The organism is Escherichia sp. TW09308 (genome assembly GCF_000208565.1).
GTDB classification, from domain to species: domain Bacteria; phylum Pseudomonadota; class Gammaproteobacteria; order Enterobacterales; family Enterobacteriaceae; genus Escherichia; species Escherichia marmotae.
Genome location: NZ_AEME01000001.1, coordinates 353,900 through 370,005, shown reverse-complemented (window position 1 = coordinate 370,005; position 16,106 = coordinate 353,900). Strand labels below are relative to the sequence as shown.

At 50.7% G+C, this 16,106-nt stretch carries 16 protein-coding genes and 1 pseudogene; 3 read left to right on the top strand and 14 right to left on the bottom strand.

All coding sequences use genetic code 11. The features are described from left to right. The first annotated feature begins 69 nt into the window (after positions 1-69). Both tyrS and pdxY read left to right on the top strand, forming a co-directional pair. Entirely contained in the window at positions 70-1,344 is a 1,275-nt protein-coding gene (gene tyrS / locus ESM_RS0101880) for a tyrosine--tRNA ligase (RefSeq protein ID WP_001516333.1), read from the top strand. 60 nt (positions 1,345-1,404) lie between these two features. Continuing rightward, complete coding sequence (gene pdxY / locus ESM_RS0101875) at positions 1,405-2,265, top strand: pyridoxal kinase PdxY (protein WP_000789755.1); 861 nt, start codon at positions 1,405-1,407, stop codon at positions 2,263-2,265. A 43-nt stretch (positions 2,266-2,308) separates the two neighbouring features. Here pdxY and gstA read toward each other — a convergent pair whose 3' ends face one another. The 12 genes and pseudogenes from gstA to blr form a co-directional block, all read right to left on the bottom strand. Next, positions 2,309-2,914 (bottom strand): glutathione transferase GstA, encoded by a 606-nt coding sequence (gene gstA / locus ESM_RS0101870; RefSeq protein WP_000765734.1) that lies wholly within the window; start codon positions 2,912-2,914, stop codon positions 2,309-2,311. A 105-nt stretch (positions 2,915-3,019) separates the two neighbouring features. Then, positions 3,020-4,522: a dipeptide/tripeptide permease DtpA gene (gene dtpA / locus ESM_RS0101865; protein WP_000100948.1), complete on the bottom strand. Its 1,503-nt coding sequence runs from the start codon at positions 4,520-4,522 to the stop codon at positions 3,020-3,022. A gap of 609 nt (positions 4,523-5,131) precedes the next feature. Further along, positions 5,132-5,767: an endonuclease III gene (gene nth / locus ESM_RS0101860; RefSeq protein WP_001030339.1), complete on the bottom strand. Its 636-nt coding sequence runs from the start codon at positions 5,765-5,767 to the stop codon at positions 5,132-5,134. Then, on the bottom strand, positions 5,767-6,462 hold the full coding sequence (rsxE, locus tag ESM_RS0101855) for an electron transport complex subunit RsxE (protein WP_001289639.1): 696 nt from the start codon (positions 6,460-6,462) through the stop codon (positions 5,767-5,769). The genes nth and rsxE overlap by 1 nt, the downstream gene beginning before the upstream one ends. 3 nt (positions 6,463-6,465) lie before the next feature. Continuing rightward, positions 6,466-7,086 carry an electron transport complex subunit RsxG gene (gene rsxG / locus ESM_RS0101850; RefSeq protein ID WP_000920812.1) on the bottom strand — a complete coding sequence of 207 codons (621 nt, stop codon included), beginning with the start codon at positions 7,084-7,086 and terminating at the stop codon, positions 6,466-6,468. Positions 7,087-7,089: 3 nt separating this feature from the next. Next, a complete protein-coding gene (rsxD, locus tag ESM_RS0101845; protein WP_000231906.1) occupies positions 7,090-8,148 on the bottom strand; it encodes an electron transport complex subunit RsxD in 1,059 nt (352 codons plus the stop codon). Beyond that, positions 8,149-10,084, bottom strand: a pseudogene (gene rsxC / locus ESM_RS01000000123750) (electron transport complex subunit RsxC). After that, positions 10,077-10,655 (bottom strand): electron transport complex subunit RsxB, encoded by a 579-nt coding sequence (gene rsxB / locus ESM_RS0101835; RefSeq protein ID WP_000991825.1) that lies wholly within the window; start codon positions 10,653-10,655, stop codon positions 10,077-10,079. Before rsxB ends, rsxC begins: the two are co-directional and overlap by 8 nt. Then, entirely contained in the window at positions 10,655-11,236 is a 582-nt protein-coding gene (gene rsxA / locus ESM_RS0101830; RefSeq protein ID WP_000133193.1) for an electron transport complex subunit RsxA, read from the bottom strand. Before rsxA ends, rsxB begins: the two co-directional genes overlap by 1 nt. Positions 11,237-11,312: 76 nt before the next feature. Then, positions 11,313-11,753: a DUF2569 domain-containing protein gene (locus ESM_RS0101825; protein ID WP_001516338.1), complete on the bottom strand. Its 441-nt coding sequence runs from the start codon at positions 11,751-11,753 to the stop codon at positions 11,313-11,315. Positions 11,754-11,839: 86 nt separating this feature from the next. After that, entirely contained in the window at positions 11,840-12,055 is a 216-nt protein-coding gene (gene ydgT, locus ESM_RS0101820; protein ID WP_000126621.1) for a transcription modulator YdgT, read from the bottom strand. 268 nt (positions 12,056-12,323) lie between these two features. Further along, positions 12,324-12,449: a division septum protein Blr gene (gene blr / locus ESM_RS01000000123745; protein WP_032141301.1), complete on the bottom strand. Its 126-nt coding sequence runs from the start codon at positions 12,447-12,449 to the stop codon at positions 12,324-12,326. A 240-nt stretch (positions 12,450-12,689) separates the two neighbouring features. Between blr and ESM_RS0101815 the strand changes: the two genes are divergently transcribed. Beyond that, entirely contained in the window at positions 12,690-13,730 is a 1,041-nt protein-coding gene (locus ESM_RS0101815; protein WP_001282501.1) for an oxidoreductase, read from the top strand. 96 nt (positions 13,731-13,826) lie between these two features. On the opposite strand, the gene add is transcribed toward ESM_RS0101815, so the two are convergent. Together add and ESM_RS0101805 are read right to left on the bottom strand one after the other, a co-directional pair. Continuing rightward, positions 13,827-14,828 carry an adenosine deaminase gene (gene add / locus ESM_RS0101810; protein ID WP_000567479.1) on the bottom strand — a complete coding sequence of 334 codons (1,002 nt, stop codon included), beginning with the start codon at positions 14,826-14,828 and terminating at the stop codon, positions 13,827-13,829. 103 nt (positions 14,829-14,931) lie between these two features. Then, positions 14,932-16,104, bottom strand: coding sequence for a MalY/PatB family protein (locus ESM_RS0101805; RefSeq protein ID WP_000459354.1), 1,173 nt, complete (start codon positions 16,102-16,104; stop codon positions 14,932-14,934). Positions 16,105-16,106: the final 2 nt, after the last annotated feature.

Below are 16,106 nucleotides of genomic sequence, written 5' to 3'. Positions count from 1 at the left end.
GTCTCTTTCGCATCTGGCGAAAAGTCGTGTACCGGCAAAGGTGCAGTCGTTATATACATGGAGATTTTGATGGCAAGCAGTAACTTGATTAAACAATTGCAAGAGCGGGGGCTGGTGGCCCAGGTGACGGACGAAGAAGCGTTAGCAGAGCGACTGGCGCAAGGCCCGATCGCGCTCTATTGCGGCTTCGATCCTACCGCTGACAGCTTGCATTTGGGGCATCTTGTTCCATTGTTATGCCTGAAACGCTTCCAGCAAGCGGGCCACAAGCCGGTTGCGCTGGTAGGCGGCGCGACGGGTCTGATTGGCGACCCGAGCTTCAAAGCTGCCGAGCGTAAGCTGAACACCGAAGAAACTGTTCAGGAGTGGGTGGACAAAATCCGCAAGCAGGTTGCCCCGTTCCTCGATTTCGACTGTGGAGAAAATTCTGCTATCGCCGCGAACAACTATGACTGGTTCGGCAATATGAACGTGCTGACCTTCCTGCGCGATATCGGTAAGCACTTCTCCGTTAACCAGATGATCAACAAAGAAGCGGTTAAGCAGCGTCTCAACCGTGAAGATCAAGGTATTTCGTTCACCGAGTTTTCTTATAACCTGTTGCAGGGCTATGACTTCGCCTGCCTGAATAAACAGTATGGTGTGACGTTGCAGATTGGCGGTTCTGACCAGTGGGGGAACATCACCTCTGGTATCGATCTGACTCGCCGTCTGCATCAGAATCAGGTGTTTGGCCTGACCGTTCCTTTGATCACCAAGGCTGACGGCACTAAGTTTGGTAAAACTGAAGGCGGAGCAGTATGGCTGGATCCGAAGAAAACCAGTCCGTACAAGTTCTACCAGTTCTGGATCAATACCGCTGATGCCGACGTTTACCGCTTCCTGAAGTTCTTCACCTTCATGAGCATTGAAGAGATCAATGCCCTCGAAGAGGAAGATAAGAACAGTGGTAAAGCACCACGCGCCCAGTATGTACTGGCGGAGCAGGTGACGCGTCTGGTTCACGGTGAAGAGGGTTTGCAAGCCGCGAAACGTATTACCGAATGCCTGTTCAGCGGTTCTTTGAGTGCGCTTAGTGAAGCGGACTTCGAACAGCTAGCGCAGGACGGCGTACCGATGGTTGAGATGGAAAAAGGCGCTGATCTGATGCAGGCACTGGTCGATTCTGAGCTCCAACCGTCCCGTGGTCAGGCGCGTAAAACTATCGCGTCCAATGCCATCACCATTAACGGTGAGAAACAGTCCGATCCTGAATACTTCTTTAAAGAAGAAGATCGTCTGTTTGGTCGTTATACCTTACTGCGTCGTGGCAAAAAGAATTACTGTCTGATTTGCTGGAAATAATGCACTAAGTGGAAAAGGGGAGTGAGAAATCACTCCCCTGGTTTTTATACAGGGAACACGATGAAAAATATTCTCGCTATCCAGTCTCACGTTGTCTATGGTCATGCGGGTAACAGTGCGGCAGAGTTTCCGATGCGCCGCCTGGGCGCGAATGTCTGGCCGTTGAATACCGTTCAATTTTCTAATCACACCCAATACGGCAAATGGACTGGCTGCGTAATGCCGCCCAGCCATTTAACCGAAATTGTTCAGGGCATTGCCGCCATCGATAAATTACATACCTGTGATGCTGTACTCAGTGGTTATCTGGGGTCGGCGGAACAGGGGGAACATATCCTCGGTATTGTCCGTCAGGTGAAAGCGGCGAATCCACAGGCGAAATATTTTTGCGATCCGGTAATGGGGCATCCTGAAAAAGGTTGCATCGTCGCGCCGGGTGTGGCGGAGTTTCATGTGCGTCACGGTCTGCCTGCCAGCGATATCATCGCGCCGAATCTGGTGGAGCTGGAAATCCTCTGTGAGCATCCGGTACATACCGTCGAAGAAGCCGTTAAAGCTGCGCGCGAACTCATTACGCAAGGGCCACAAATTGTGTTGGTTAAACACCTGGCGCGTGCGGGTTACAGCCGCGATCGTTTTGAAATGCTGCTGGTTACTGCCGATGAAGCCTGGCATATCAGCCGTCCGCTGGTAGATTTTGGTATGCGTCAGCCGGTCGGTGTTGGTGATGTGACGAGCGGTTTACTGTTGGTGAAACTGTTGCAGGGCGCAACGTTGCAACAGGCGCTGGAACATGTGACTGCCGCAGTATACGAAATTATGGTGACCACCAAAGCAATGCAGGAATATGAGCTGCAGGTGGTTGCAGCACAAGATCGTATAGCCAAACCGGAACATTATTTCAGCGCAACGAAACTCTGAAATACCTCTTTTCGGCCCACAGTTTCCTGTGGGCCGATGACTATTACTGCAATCCTTCCGCCGTCAACGCAGCTTTCACCGCCGGACGTTCAGCCATACGTTGCATAAATGCCGCAATGTGCTCTAAACCCTCCAGATTCAGTTTCACCGCGTATGCCCATCGCAGAACCGTAAACAGGTAGGCATCAGCAATAGTAAAACGTTGCCCACAGATCCAGTGCTCATCTTTCAGCGCGTCGTTAACATACTGCAGTTTTTTCTCCAGTTGTGCGCGCGCAATCGGTTTGAACTCTTCTGGTGTAGCCGGGTGAAACAGCGGGGTAAAGCCTTTATGTAGTTCGGTGGCAATATAGTTCAGCCATTCGATGGTTTTATAGCGCGAAATACTATTTACCGGAGCCAGTAATTGACGGTCGGGTACGCTATCGGCAAGGTATTGCATAATCGCCACGCCTTCTGTCAGTAGCGTGGCATCATCGAGCAGTAACGCAGGAACCTGTCCCTTAGGGTTAATGGCAAAGTAATCATCACCATTTTCGAGGCGTTTTTTCATCAAATCCACACTGACGAGCGTAAAATCCTTTCCGCTCTCACGCAGGGTGATATGGGAAGCAAGAGAGCAGGCGCCCGGTTTATAGAACAGTTTCATCGGTAACTCCTTTTGGCTGTGGTTTAAAGAATGGTAGTGCGTTGTTGAATAAAAAAAAAGCCGCTAACGAAAAGTTAGCGGCTTGTAAAAGAGTTTCCCTGAAATTTATGCTACGGCAGCTTTCGCTGCTTTGTCTGCAGCATCGTCCTGAGTCATGCGATGCAGTTTCGGTGCGGTCAGCAGCATCAGCACTGCGATAACGGCAGTGGCGACACCAATCTGCAAGAACACGCGGCCATACACATCCAGCGACATCAGCGGATCGGTTACGTTATCCGGAACAGCCATCATGCCCGCAACATAACCACCAATCAGGTTTGCACCGGCAGTGGTCAGGAACCAGCTACCCATAATGAAGCCCATCAGACGCTGAGGAACGAGCTGAGCAACCATTGCCAGACCCAGACCGGAGATCATCAGTTCACCGATACTCTGCAGGCCATAGCTTGCTACCAGCCAGCCTACAGAAACGATACCGGCGTCAGAAGCGAATTTCGCGCCCACTGGCAGGATCAGGAATGCGCCGGAACACATCACCATACCGATTGCAAATTTGGTCGGCATCGGCAGAGTGTCGCCCATCTTGTTATAGATAGCGGCCAGAATCGGGCTACCAATGATGATCCAGAATGGGTTCAGCGCCTGATACTGTTCAGGTTCAACCGCCATCCCCAGAATGGAGTGTTCAACGTTACGAATCGCAAAGAAGTTCAGCGACGTCGGCATCTGGCTGTACAGCACGAAGAAGATGATTGCTTCAAGCATCAGAATGAAGGCAACGATCATTTTACGACGCGCAGCACCTTTCATGGCGAACGCTTCTTTACCGAAGATAACAACGATACCGAAGGCAACAACGCCCAGCGCCATACGCGCAACTTCCTGGTTGTGCAGCAGCCAGGTTGCAACCGCGATCAGTGCCACAACGCCAATAATGGTCAGCAGCAGGTTACGGTAGTTGACTGGTTCAAAGTCAGGTTTCGAACCGTACTGTTTAACCCAGCGCTGGCAGAAGGCAAAGTTAACAATGGTGATCAACAGACCGACTACGCTAAGCGCAAACGCGACGCTCCAGCCGTATTTAACCGCCAGCCACGGGGTTGCAATCATAGAGAAGAAAGAACCGATGTTGACGGACATGTAGTACATGGTAAATGCACCGTCCAGACGCGGGTCGTTTTTCTCATAGCAAGTCGAGAGCAGCGAAGACGGGTTGGCTTTAAACAGGCCGTTACCGACAGCAATTGCCGCCATACCCATATAGACGATACCTGCGTCGTGACCAGACCACGCAACCAGCGCATAGCCAATCGCCAGCACGATAGCGCCAAGCATAATGACGCGTTTAGTACCCAGTACCTTGTCACCTAACCAGCCGCCGATAGCGACCAGACCATAAACCAGGGCACTAAAGGAAGAGAAAAGTGTGATTGAATCCGCTTCAGACATACCCAGTTGTTTAACCAGGTAGACAGCCATAATTCCTTGTAGGCCGTAATAACCAAAACGTTCCCATAACTCAATCGAGAAGATGAGATAGAACGCCTTCGGTTGTTTGAAAGCGTTCAAACTAACGCTTTCTGTTGGTTTTTGGTTTGCAGTGGACACTTTTACCTCTTTTTTTACATCCCATATTAACGGGGGTGCATTCTCGCGTGATGTCTAAAAAACATACGCGCAATTGTTATAGTGGGAGGGGAAACGGCAGGTAATGTTCACTATCTTGCACTTTCAGACAAGTCCTTTGTAATAATCTGTTACATATAACTGGCCTGGAGAATTCATCGGTTTTGGGAAATGTTATCCAGCGTTAAATTTTTCAAAAAACGTAACGGCAGATTTTTTCACTACTGGAGCCGGGTAATAATTCCTCTTTGGCGATATGTTCTGCTATAAGGTGTTTCATGTAGTGGGATAGTCCATTATCTGAAAAATAGCCAGTGTAATGTTTTGTAGGTTTCAGGTCGGATTGAATCAATGCTTTGTCAAATTTAACTTTTGAGGTGCATTATTTTTACATTTGTGTATCAGTGTGATTTCGATCACAAATGAATAGAAAATTTCGCTATTAAAAAAACAATTAACCTGCATTTTTGGTTATTCACAAACGGATTGCCTAATGATGCCGCAGCGAGGCGGCATCATTAACGTTAGAAAGTTGTTTTTGAAGAGGATGAGTAGCGGTAATGGATGAAGAAACGGCAGTACCTGTTTGTGTCAGATGTCAACTTTCTCTTTGTATTCACAAAGATCTTCAATAATGCAGGAGCCACAGCGCGGTTTGCGGGCAATGCAGGTATAACGCCCGTGAAGGATTAACCAGTGATGGCAGTCGACTTTAAATTCTGCAGGAACTACTTTTAGCAGTTTTTCCTCAACTTGTTCGACGTTTTTCCCGGGAGCAAATTGGGTGCGGTTGCAGACACGGAAAATGTGGGTATCTACAGCAATGGTCGGCCAGCCGAAAGCGGTATTCAACACCACGTTAGCTGTTTTGCGTCCAACGCCGGGCAATGCTTCCAGCGCAGCGCGATCTTCCGGAACTTCGCCATTATGCTGCTCCAGTAAGATACGGCAGGTCTTGATGATATTTTCCGCTTTGCTGTTATATAACCCAATGGTTTTGATATACGTTTTCACGCCTTCAACACCCAGTTCGAGCATCGCGGCAGGCGTATTGGCTACCGGGTAGAGCTTCGCTGTTGCTTTATTAACGCTGACATCAGTGGCCTGGGCAGAAAGTAGTACAGCAATCAGCAATTCAAAAGGCGAACTGAAATTAAGCTCGGTTGTGGGATGAGGATTGTTCTCACGCAGGCGGGTGAGGATCTCCAGTCGTTTTGCTTTGTTCATCAGACATTCCCTGTTTCACCGTTTTGCAACTCGCGTTCAGCGGCTGCTTCAGTGCGGCGCTTTTTCATTTTTTCATCAATCAGGTATTTTCCTGCCAGCATCAGTCCCAGGCCAATAAATGCCCCTGGTGGTAACATTGCGAGCAGGAAAGGGGAATCAGTGTGGAAGATCTCCACGCGCAATACTTTTGCCCAGTTACCCAACAGCGCATCGGCACCGTCAAATAACGTTCCGTTGCCGATAATTTCGCGCAGTGAACCCAGCACGAACATTGCGCAGGTTGCACCCATGCCAATCGAAAATCCGTCCAGCGCCGAAAGCGCCGGACCTTTTTTTGCAGCGAAGGCTTCAGCGCGACCAACAACGATACAGTTAGTGACAATCAGCGGAATAAAAATTCCTAACGATTGATACAGACCAAAGGCGTAGGCGTTGATCAGCATTTGTACGGCACTGACCACCGAGGCGATGATCATCACGTAAATAGGGATACGGATCTCGGCTGGCGTCCAGTGACGCAGCGTCGAGATAGTCAGGTTGGTGAGAGTCAACACCAGCGTAGTCGCAAGCCCTAAACCCAGTGCGTTGGTGGCAGTTGACGTGACTGCCAGCAGCGGGCAGAGACCGAGCAACTGAACCAGTGCGGAGTTGTTCTTCCATAACCCCTGAACAATAACGTCTTTAATTTCGCTCACGGTCTATTCTCCACAGGCAGGAAGTTGAGAAAGTTGTTCTGGTAACGTTTGGGCGTACAACCCGGCGCGTTTTACCGCATTCACCACCGCGCGAGGCGTAATGGTCGCGCCGGTGAACTGGTCGAAATCACCGCCATCTTTCTTTACCGCCCAGTGAGCGTCATTTGCGGTGCTGATTTTTTTACCCGCAAAATGAGTGATCCAGTCAGAGAGGCGCAGTTCGATTTTATCGCCAAGCCCTGGCGTTTCGTGATGTTCTGTCACGCGTGTGCCAAGTACAGTGCCGTTAAAATCGGCTCCGACCAGTAGCTGAATCGCGCCTGAATAGCCATCCGGCGCAGTCGCTTCCAGAACGGCAGCTACCGGCTGGCCATCCTGTTTAGCGATGTAAACCCGATGTTCACCTTTACCCAGCTCAGGCGCATTCACTAAATAGCAACTTTGTGCCAGCTCATTGTTATAGCGTTCGGCTGGCAACACCTGATCAAATAACGTCTTTTGTTGCAGGCTGGCCTGTTCAGCAATCGTCGTTTTGGTCATCTGGTTGATGGCCGCCGTTAAACCTGTTGAACCGGCGGCAAACAGTGCCAGCGTAATACCGTGTTTTCGGATAGTTTTCAGCATGGTTTATCCTTTGCGATGGCCGTAAACGCGCGGACGCGTATAGTAATCGATCAGAGGAACCGTGATGTTCGCCAGCAGGACAGCAAAAGCCACGCCGTCAGGATAGCCGCCGAAACTGCGGATCAACCAGACTAATAAGCCCGCCAGTGCGCCAAAAATCAGACGACCACGATTAGTCGTAGAAGCGGTCACCGGATCGGTCAGAATAAAGAATGCGCCAAGCATGGTCGCGCCAGACAGCAGATGAATTTGCGGTGATGCCAGAGTCTCCGGTGAGAACAACCAGCCCAGCGTTGCGCATAGCGCCAGCGTCACTAAGAAGCTGACGGGAATATGCCAGCGAATCGCTTTCTGCCATAGCAACCACACGCCGCCAACCAGCCAGGCGAGGTTTACCCATTGCCAGCCAGCGCCTGCCAGAATACCGCTGTAGATCGGATACTGCATAATTTGCTCAACTGAATGACCGGCGCGGACAGAGGTTTTGAACGTATCCAGCGGCGTCGCCTGGCTGATACCATCAATGCCTAAGCGTAGCGTGTTCATATCACCGCCGCTGACGGTATGGCCGCTGAAGATAACCTGCACAGCGTCGATAAATCCAGGGATGTTGACCGCAATCTCATGCGGCGGCAACCAACTGGTCATCTGTACCGGGAAGGAGATCAGTAATACTACATAACCAATCATTGCCGGGTTGAATGGGTTTTGCCCCAGACCGCCATACAACTGTTTAGCGATGATCACCGCAAACACCGTACCCAGCACGACCATCCACCACGGCGCGAGAGGTGGAATACTTACCGCCAACAATAAGCCTGTTAGTAATGCTGAGTTATCTTTTAACGTTGCGGCTACTGGCTGCTTGCGCAGCTTAAGCACAAGCGCTTCGGCTAACAATGCACTGACCGATGCCAGCAGGATCTGAACGAGAGTGCCCCAGCCAAAAAACCACAGTTGTGCCGCGATTCCAGGCACGGCTGCGAGCAGTACCAGCAGCATAATGCGCGATGTCTGGCGCTGGTTATGGGTATATGGGGAGCTAGCTATTCTGAATACCATTTAGTCCTCGTTTACAACCTTTTGCTGGGCGGCTTTTTTTGCCTGAACGCGGGCAATAGCCGCGGCAACTGCCGCTTTGCGCGGATCAACCTGTTCTTCTGACTCGGCGTTAGCCTGCTGTTGTTCCAGTTTACGCGCTTTGGCGCGGGCAATAGCGGCCTCGACGGCAGCCTTGCGCGGATCAACCTGTTCTTCCGGCTCGGCGTTAGCCTGCTGCTTGTTCCAGTTTACGCGCTTTGGCGCGGGCAATAGCGGCCTCGACGGCAGCCTTGCGCGGATCAGCAACGGTTGTTGCGTCGTTGATCTGTTGTAATTCTGCCTGCTTCGCTCTGGCTTGCGCTTTACGCGCTTCCCGTGCTGCAATAATTGCGCTGTTATCCGGACGTTCGCCAGCTTTGATCACAATAGGCTGCGTGGCCTGGGCCTGCTTCTCTTTCACACGTGCCAGTGCGGCAGCAATCGCGTCTTTGTCTTTGGCTGCAGGTTGTACCGCCGCGCTCTTATGTCGTTCAAGACGCGCGGCTTTTTCGCGCTCCAGACGTGCCTGACGGGCTTCAAAACGCGCTTTTGCTTCTGCGGCGCGTTTCTCTTCCTGACGAATGGCGGCAATTTCTGCTTTTTCCTGACGGAAATATTGCACCAGTGGAATGTTGCTCGGGCAAACCCAGGCGCAGGCCCCACATTCAATACAGTCGGCAATGTTGTGCGCGGTGGCTTTATCGTGCTGCTGACCTTTGCTGAACCAGTACAACTGTTGCGGCAGAAGATCGGCAGGGCAGGCGTCAGCACAGGCGCTACAGCGGATGCAGCTTTGTTCTTCCTGCGGTTCACCGAGTTCACTGGCCGACGGTGCCAGCAGGCAGTTAGTGATTTTGACGACCGGCACATCCAGCCACGGCAATGTAAAGCCCATTAGCGGGCCGCCCATAATCACCATTTGATCAGCAGAAGGACGGAATCCGGCATCATCCAATAAATGACGCACAGGTGTACCCAGTCGCGCCCAGACGTTACCCGGACGTGCAATGGCTTCACCAGTCAGCGTCACCACGCGCTCGGTAATGGGCTCGCCATCGATAACTGCGCGTTTCACCGCGTAAGCGGTGCCGACGTTTTGCATTAACACACCGATATCTGATGAACGGCCGCCGTGTGGCACCTGCTTCCCGGTCAGGATGTACGTTAACTGTTTGGCACCGCCGGAAGGATATTTAGTTGGAATAACCCGTAGAGCGATATCGCGGGAGTCTGCCAGCACTGCGCGCAGCATGGAAATCGCCTGTGGTTTGTTATCTTCAATACCGATAAGAATTTCGCGCGGTTGTAGGATATGCGCAAGAATGCGAATGCCTTCCACCACCTGAGCGGCGCAATCCTGCATCAGACGGTCATCGGCGGTAATATACGGTTCGCACTCGGCAGCATTGATAATCAAGGTTTCGATTTTATCGCCGCCACCCTGCAATTTAACACCCGTAGGGAAGCCCGCCCCCCCCAGCCCGGCGACGCCAAACTGATGAATACGTTCAATTAACTCTTCCCGGCTACGTGAGCGGTAATCGCTCCAGCCATCACGTGGGATCCAGCAGTCTTCACCATCAGCATCAATAATCACGCTTAATTCAGCTAATGCTGAAGGATGAGCTGTAGAGTGGGGGGCAATAGCTGTAACGGTGCCGGAGGTTGGTGCGTGAACCGGCAGCATTTTGCCGCGACCGCGAGTGAGTGGCTGACCGCGCAGCACTTTATCCCCGACGCTAACACACAGCTCACCTTCAGCGCCAATATGTTGCTTCAGCGGAATGACAAATCGCTGCGCCAGTGGCACCTGGCGTAGAGGCGTACCGTTGGACTGGGTTTTCATTTCCGGTGGATGAATACCGCCGTTGAAGTCCCAGATTTTATTTTTTTTGAAAGCAGAAAATAACTTAAACATGGTGTTCCACGGGAATGATGCGCACGGGAATGGTGTTCAGATCCCATTTCCAGGAGTCAGGCGTTTCTGCGACCGGTTGTAAGGAGATGCAGTGTGTAGGGCATGGGTCAACGCAAAGATTGCAGCCCGTGCACAGATCGCTCATCACTGTATGCATTGCGCGGGTAGCGCCAACAATGGCGTCTACCGGACACGCCTGAATGCACTTAGTGCAGCCAATACAGTTATTTTCATCAATAACTGCCACCATGCGCGCAGGCGTCAACTCTTGCGCTTCGCCATCCAGCGGCTGTGGCTCGACATTAAGCAACTCGGCAATTTTCAACATCACAGCTTCGCCACCAGGTGCGCAGCGGTTGATTTTTTCGCCATTACAACTGATGGCTTCCGCATACGGACGACAGCCTGGATAACCGCACTGACCACACTGGCTTTGCGGTAAAATTTCGTCAATTTTCTCAACGACCGGATCGTCTTCCACCGCAAAACGGCGGGAGGCATAACCCAGAATGGCGCCAAACACCAGGCCCAGCAGGCTCACGGCGGCAACGGCAATCCAGATAGCATTCATTACAACTTCACCAAACCACTAAAGCCCATAAAGGCCAGAGACATAAGACCCGCAGTAATCAGCGCAATGGCATTACCACGAAAAGGGGCCGGAACATCGGCCACAGCAAGACGTTCGCGAATGGCGGCAAAAAGCACCATCACCAGCGAGAAGCCGACAGCAGCAGAAAAACCGTACAGCGCCGACTGCAAGAAATTGTGCCCGAGGTTGATATTCAGCAACGCTACGCCGAGCACCGCACAGTTGGTGGTGATAAGCGGCAGAAAAATCCCGAGTAGCCGATAAAGTACCGGGCTGGTTTTACGCACCACCATCTCGGTGAACTGCACGACTACGGCAATCACCAGAATAAACGCCAGGGTGCGCAGGTAAATCAGATTGAGTGGGATTAAAATCCACGTGTCGATAAGCCAGGCGCAAATAGACGCCAGCGTCATCACAAATGTTGTTGCCAGCCCCATGCCCATCGCGGTTTCCAGCTTTTTGGAAACCCCCATAAACGGACAGAGCCCCAGAAACTTGACCAGTACAAAGTTATTGACCAGTACAGTTCCGACAAACAGTAACAGGTAGTCAGTCATTTTTCGGCCTGAAATAAAAAAGCCGCCTATTATCCGTTAATCCAGAGCAGGCGACAACAGGTTAACTGTAAGGTTATTACGGATTCACAAACGTCGCTTTCACCCGCGACGAGCGTTTGAAATAGGGGACGATCAATGCAGTTGCCAACAAAGTAAACAGCAACTGGCGAACGGCTACACCATCTTCAACCGGAGAAAACGCGAAGGCTTTAACTGCCAGTAATACGGAAATCAGTAGCCAGATAATATAATGTTTAGGAACACAACGCCGACGTTTAAAGAAAGCGATGGTTAACCACAGTGTGTAATACCACATAGCGATGGCGGTAATAAACGAAACGCCCCATGAGATTTGCGTTGTCAGGGATTGTTCGCTGAGCGTTTTAAATGTTTGAGGAGAAGATAACGCTGCGGAGTACAGCAACAGCGCCAGCGTCGTACTCAGTAAGGCAACTAACAGCCAGGCTAACGGGCCAAGCAACCAGCCTCCAATACGTTGTGGCGTTGTGGTGGTCATAAGTTCTCCAGAATAGCGACAGCAAACGGGCAAATCTAATTTTAGGGGCGTCATTATAAAGCTTTTATAACCGATCGCTACTTTCTTTATTGAACGTAGTGCCAGACCGATTTCGGAACCTGCCCGAGGTCAAACAAACGCCCGCCAGAAACCAGCTCTGCTCGGCGGTGATCGGCTGCACGATACATATTTATAATATCCTGATCGTCCGTCAGGGTGTAATTAAGATGATCGTAGAGTTTTTCCAGGCTTTCGAGTGAATTGATTTTACGAAATTTTAATAAATATTCCTGAGCTGTCATAAAAGATCCATTAAATAACTAATACCAAAGTGGTAGGCATTATATGTAATGATAAAATCTCACCATAGGTGAACGTTAAAGCAATAATAAGAATGTGCTGATGGCAAATAATTCTGGGATGAAATACTGCTAATAAAAGAGTAACGCGCTTTACTATCCCTGACAATCGTCAACAACACCGTGCAAAATAATAAATTCCTGGTTTAAATACCCGACAAGTCAAAACATGCACCCGGACGGGCTGCATGTTGCCCTGCAAACGCAGAGATTACTTGTGTTGTACCGGGGTACTCTGTTCAGGCGGCTGGTAGTTGTCAATGTGACTCGCCACGCCAAGAAGAATGACTGAAACGATAAGAACGATCCAACCTGTTAATTCAATAAGACGATTCATTACTGCCCACATCTATGTTGATTGATCCATTAACTAAGGCCGTAAATGTTACTTAGCAATAATTGCTCCAGCAAGATTTTTACTGATGTTTTTGCGATATTTATCTTTTGCCTTCAGAAAATTCGCTCTTTTTTTGACTTAAGTTAAATAACCCCCCGTATTGCAGGCAGGTTATTAAACTGTTGAGAGAGGGTAAAGGATAGTGTCAAATAGCATCATACTTCAATGAGAGGCAATGACATGAGCGACAACATCCGTGTTGGGTTGATTGGGTACGGTTATGCGAGCAAAACCTTCCATGCTCCCCTGATTGCGGGCACGCCCGGGCTGGAGCTGGCGGTGATCTCCAGCAGTGACGAAACAAAAGTGAAGGCTGATTGGCCAACAGTTACGGTTGTCTCTGAACCGAAGCATCTCTTTAATGATCCTAATATTGACCTGATTGTCATTCCTACGCCCAACGATACCCATTTTCCGTTAGCAAAAGCGGCACTGGAAGCGGGTAAACATGTGGTTGTTGATAAGCCTTTCACCGTGACACTGTCACAAGCACGGGAGCTGGATGCTCTGGCAAAGAGTCTTGGGCGCGTGTTGTCAGTGTTTCATAACCGTCGCTGGGATAGCGATTTCCTGACGCTAAAAGGTTTGCTCGCGGAAGGCTTGCTGGGGGAAGTGGCTTACTTTGAGTCTCATTTCGACCGCTTCCGTCCACAGGTGCGCGATCGCTGGCGTGAACAGGGCGGCCCCGGTAGCGGTATCTGGTACGATTTAGCGCCGCATTTGCTCGATCAGGCTATTACGCTGTTTGGCTTACCCGTCAGCATGACCGTAGATTTAGCACAGTTACGCCCGGGAGCGCAGTCGACAGATTATTTCCACGCCATTTTGTCCTACCCACAGCGGCGGGTCATTTTACACGGCACTATGTTGGCGGCAGCAGAGTCGGCACGCTATATCGTTCATGGTTCTCGCGGCAGCTACGTTAAGTATGGACTCGATCCACAGGAAGAGCGGCTGAAAAATGGCGAACGTTTGCCGCAGGAAGATTGGGGCTATGATATGCGTGACGGCGTACTTACCCGTGTTGAAGGTGAGGAACGCGTCGAAGAAACACTGCTGACGGTGCCGGGAAATTATCCGGCTTACTACGCTGCTATTCGTGATGCGTTGAATGGTGACGGAGAAAATCCGGTGCCGGCAAGTCAGGCGATTCAGGTGATGGAACTCATTGAACTTGGTATCGAATCCGCCAAACATCGCGCGACGCTGTGCCTGGCGTGATAATCGATTTTTGGAGCCGGATAAAGCGACTACACTGCATCCGGCGATGAATTCAAATGCCTGATACGACGCTTACGCGCCTTATCAGGCATGTTCTTACTTCGCAGTCACTTTTTCTCTCAGAGCACGTTTCTCATCGGCGCTCAAAAACGCCATTTCCAGACCGTTAATCTGCGCCTGGCGAATTTGCTCGCGAGATAAACCCGCAGCGGGTGCGGCGACGGTATATTCGTGAATGATATCTACGCCCTGAACCCCCGGATCATCAGTGTTAATGCTGGCGCAAATACCATGCTCAAGGAACGTTTTCAGTGGATGTGCCACCAGAGAGGCTACGGTACTGGTCTGAATATTTGAGGTCAGACAGGATTCAATACCAATTTGCTGTTCGGCAAGAAAATCCATCAGCGCCCGATCTTCAATGGCTTTTACGCCATGTCCAATACGTTCCGCCCCCAGTTCACGAATAGCCTGCCAGATGCTTTCCGAGCCAGCAGCTTCACCTGCATGAACAGTAATATGCCAACCCGCATCACGTGCGCGATTGAAGTGAGAAAGGAACAGACTACCCGGGAAACCAAGTTCATCACCGGCTAAATCCAGCGCGGTAATCTGGTCACGGTGGGCTAAAAATGCCTCCAGTTCTTGCTGGCAGGCGGCTTCGCCAAAGGTTCGACTCATAATGCCGATAAGATTCGCCTGCACACCAAAAGTGCGGCAACCTTCACGCACGCCATCAATGACGGCTTCGACCACGCCCGCAACAGGCAACTGATGCGTCATCGCCATGTAGCCTGGCGAAAAACGTAGTTCGACATAGTGCAGGCCGTTTCGAGCGGCATCTTCAATATTTTCAAATGCCACGCGACGGCAGGCATCAAGAGAAGCGAGAACTTTAACGCCCCAGTCAAGTTTGCTCAGGAAGCTGACCAGATCGGGTTCGTTGGCGATGACCTGAACGTGGGGGATCAGCGTTTCCAGCGATTGTGCAGGAAGTGAAATATTATACTGGCGGCCAAGTTCAAGGATGGTCTGGGGACGAATGTTGCCATCAAGGTGGCGATGGATATCAGTTAATGGCAGGGTGGTATCAATCATGGTCGCACTCTTTTTCTGGATATAAAAGTGCGCACCATTATAAAAACAAAGCAGGGTAAAAATCTACGATTGCGCAACGATTATTTGCGTTGCGCAATCGCAATCAACGTACAGTGCGGATGGCGTTAATTAATCCGGCGACACCTTTTTCCAGTTTCGAACGAGGGCATCCGGCATTGAGACGAACAAAGCCACGGCCTTCTTCGCCGTAGGTATATCCCGGCATGATCGCCACTTTTTCTTGCTCAATCAGGACTTTTTGCAGTGCATTGTCATCAATGTTCAGAGGCCGTAAATCAAGCCAGGCGAGATAAGTGGATTGTGGGGGCTGCCAGTTGAGTTCCGGGAACGCGGCGTTCATTGTATTGGCGATATACCTCAGATTGTCTTTCAGATAGACACGTAAGGCATCCAGCCACGCTGCGCCTTGCTGATAGGCGGCGATATGTGCTGTTAATGCCAGTACAGAAGGGGAGGAAAGCCCATCACGACCTTTCAGTGCTGATAAATACGTCTCGCGGCTCTCGCTGTTTTCAATGATACCGTAAGCTCCGGTCAGGGCAGGAATATTGAAACTTTTCGAACCAGAAGTCAGCAGCGCCCAGTCTCCGCGCGCCACGTTGCTCCAGGGAATATGTGGTTGCTCATCCCATACCATATCCATATGGATTTCATCGGAGATAACGCGTACACCATAGCGTTCGCAAAGGTCTGCCATTATCTTCAGTTCATCGCAAGTCCAGACTTTACCCGTGGGGTTCTGCGGGCTACACAGGAGCATAATTTTACATTCTGGTTTCGCCAGTACAGCTTCCAGTTTTGCCATATTGCAAAACCAACCGTCCTCCCGCTTCTCTAAAGCAACGGGCATCACGGTGCGCTGATTACCTTCAATGGCTTTGTAAAATGCGTCGTAAGCGGGGGTATGGATCATCACGCCTTCACCGACGGCAGACCACTGGCGAATCAATTCCGACACCATATAGATAACAGAAGGGCCATAAACCACCGACTGCGTATCAATGGCGGTGTTATGTTGGGTGGAAAACCAGTGGGCAATTGCCGCGAGAAACTCATCGTTTTTCCAGCGGCTGTAGCCAAACACACCGTGCATCAGGCGCTGATTCAGCGCCTCGATAATGCAGGGTGCGGTGGCAAAATCCATGTCTGAAATCGTGAACGGCAGCAGATCCGCAGAGCCGAAACGGTCAGCGACATAGTCCCATTGTGTACACCATGTTCCATGACGATCCACGACCTTTGAAAAATCGAACATAT

What these genes read in the sequence shown, in the direction of transcription:
- rsxD (WP_000231906.1), bottom strand. Translation starts at nt 8,148, where the DNA reads ATGGTATTCAGAATAGCTAGCTCCCCATATACCCATAACCAGCGCCAG.
- add (WP_000567479.1), bottom strand. Translation starts at nt 14,828, where the DNA reads ATGATTGATACCACCCTGCCATTAACTGATATCCATCGCCACCTTGAT.
- rsxA (WP_000133193.1), bottom strand. Translation starts at nt 11,236, where the DNA reads ATGACTGACTACCTGTTACTGTTTGTCGGAACTGTACTGGTCAATAAC.
- rsxB (WP_000991825.1), bottom strand. Translation starts at nt 10,655, where the DNA reads ATGAATGCTATCTGGATTGCCGTTGCCGCCGTGAGCCTGCTGGGCCTG.
- ydgT (WP_000126621.1), bottom strand. Translation starts at nt 12,055, where the DNA reads ATGACAGCTCAGGAATATTTATTAAAATTTCGTAAAATCAATTCACTC.
- ESM_RS0101815 (WP_001282501.1), top strand. Translation starts at nt 12,690, where the DNA reads ATGAGCGACAACATCCGTGTTGGGTTGATTGGGTACGGTTATGCGAGC.
- ESM_RS0101825 (WP_001516338.1), bottom strand. Translation starts at nt 11,753, where the DNA reads ATGACCACCACAACGCCACAACGTATTGGAGGCTGGTTGCTTGGCCCG.
- gstA (WP_000765734.1), bottom strand. Translation starts at nt 2,914, where the DNA reads ATGAAACTGTTCTATAAACCGGGCGCCTGCTCTCTTGCTTCCCATATC.
- pdxY (WP_000789755.1), top strand. Translation starts at nt 1,405, where the DNA reads ATGAAAAATATTCTCGCTATCCAGTCTCACGTTGTCTATGGTCATGCG.
- tyrS (WP_001516333.1), top strand. Translation starts at nt 70, where the DNA reads ATGGCAAGCAGTAACTTGATTAAACAATTGCAAGAGCGGGGGCTGGTG.
- rsxG (WP_000920812.1), bottom strand. Translation starts at nt 7,086, where the DNA reads ATGCTGAAAACTATCCGAAAACACGGTATTACGCTGGCACTGTTTGCC.
- blr (WP_032141301.1), bottom strand. Translation starts at nt 12,449, where the DNA reads ATGAATCGTCTTATTGAATTAACAGGTTGGATCGTTCTTATCGTTTCA.
- ESM_RS0101805 (WP_000459354.1), bottom strand. Translation starts at nt 16,104, where the DNA reads ATGTTCGATTTTTCAAAGGTCGTGGATCGTCATGGAACATGGTGTACA.
- nth (WP_001030339.1), bottom strand. Translation starts at nt 5,767, where the DNA reads ATGAACAAAGCAAAACGACTGGAGATCCTCACCCGCCTGCGTGAGAAC.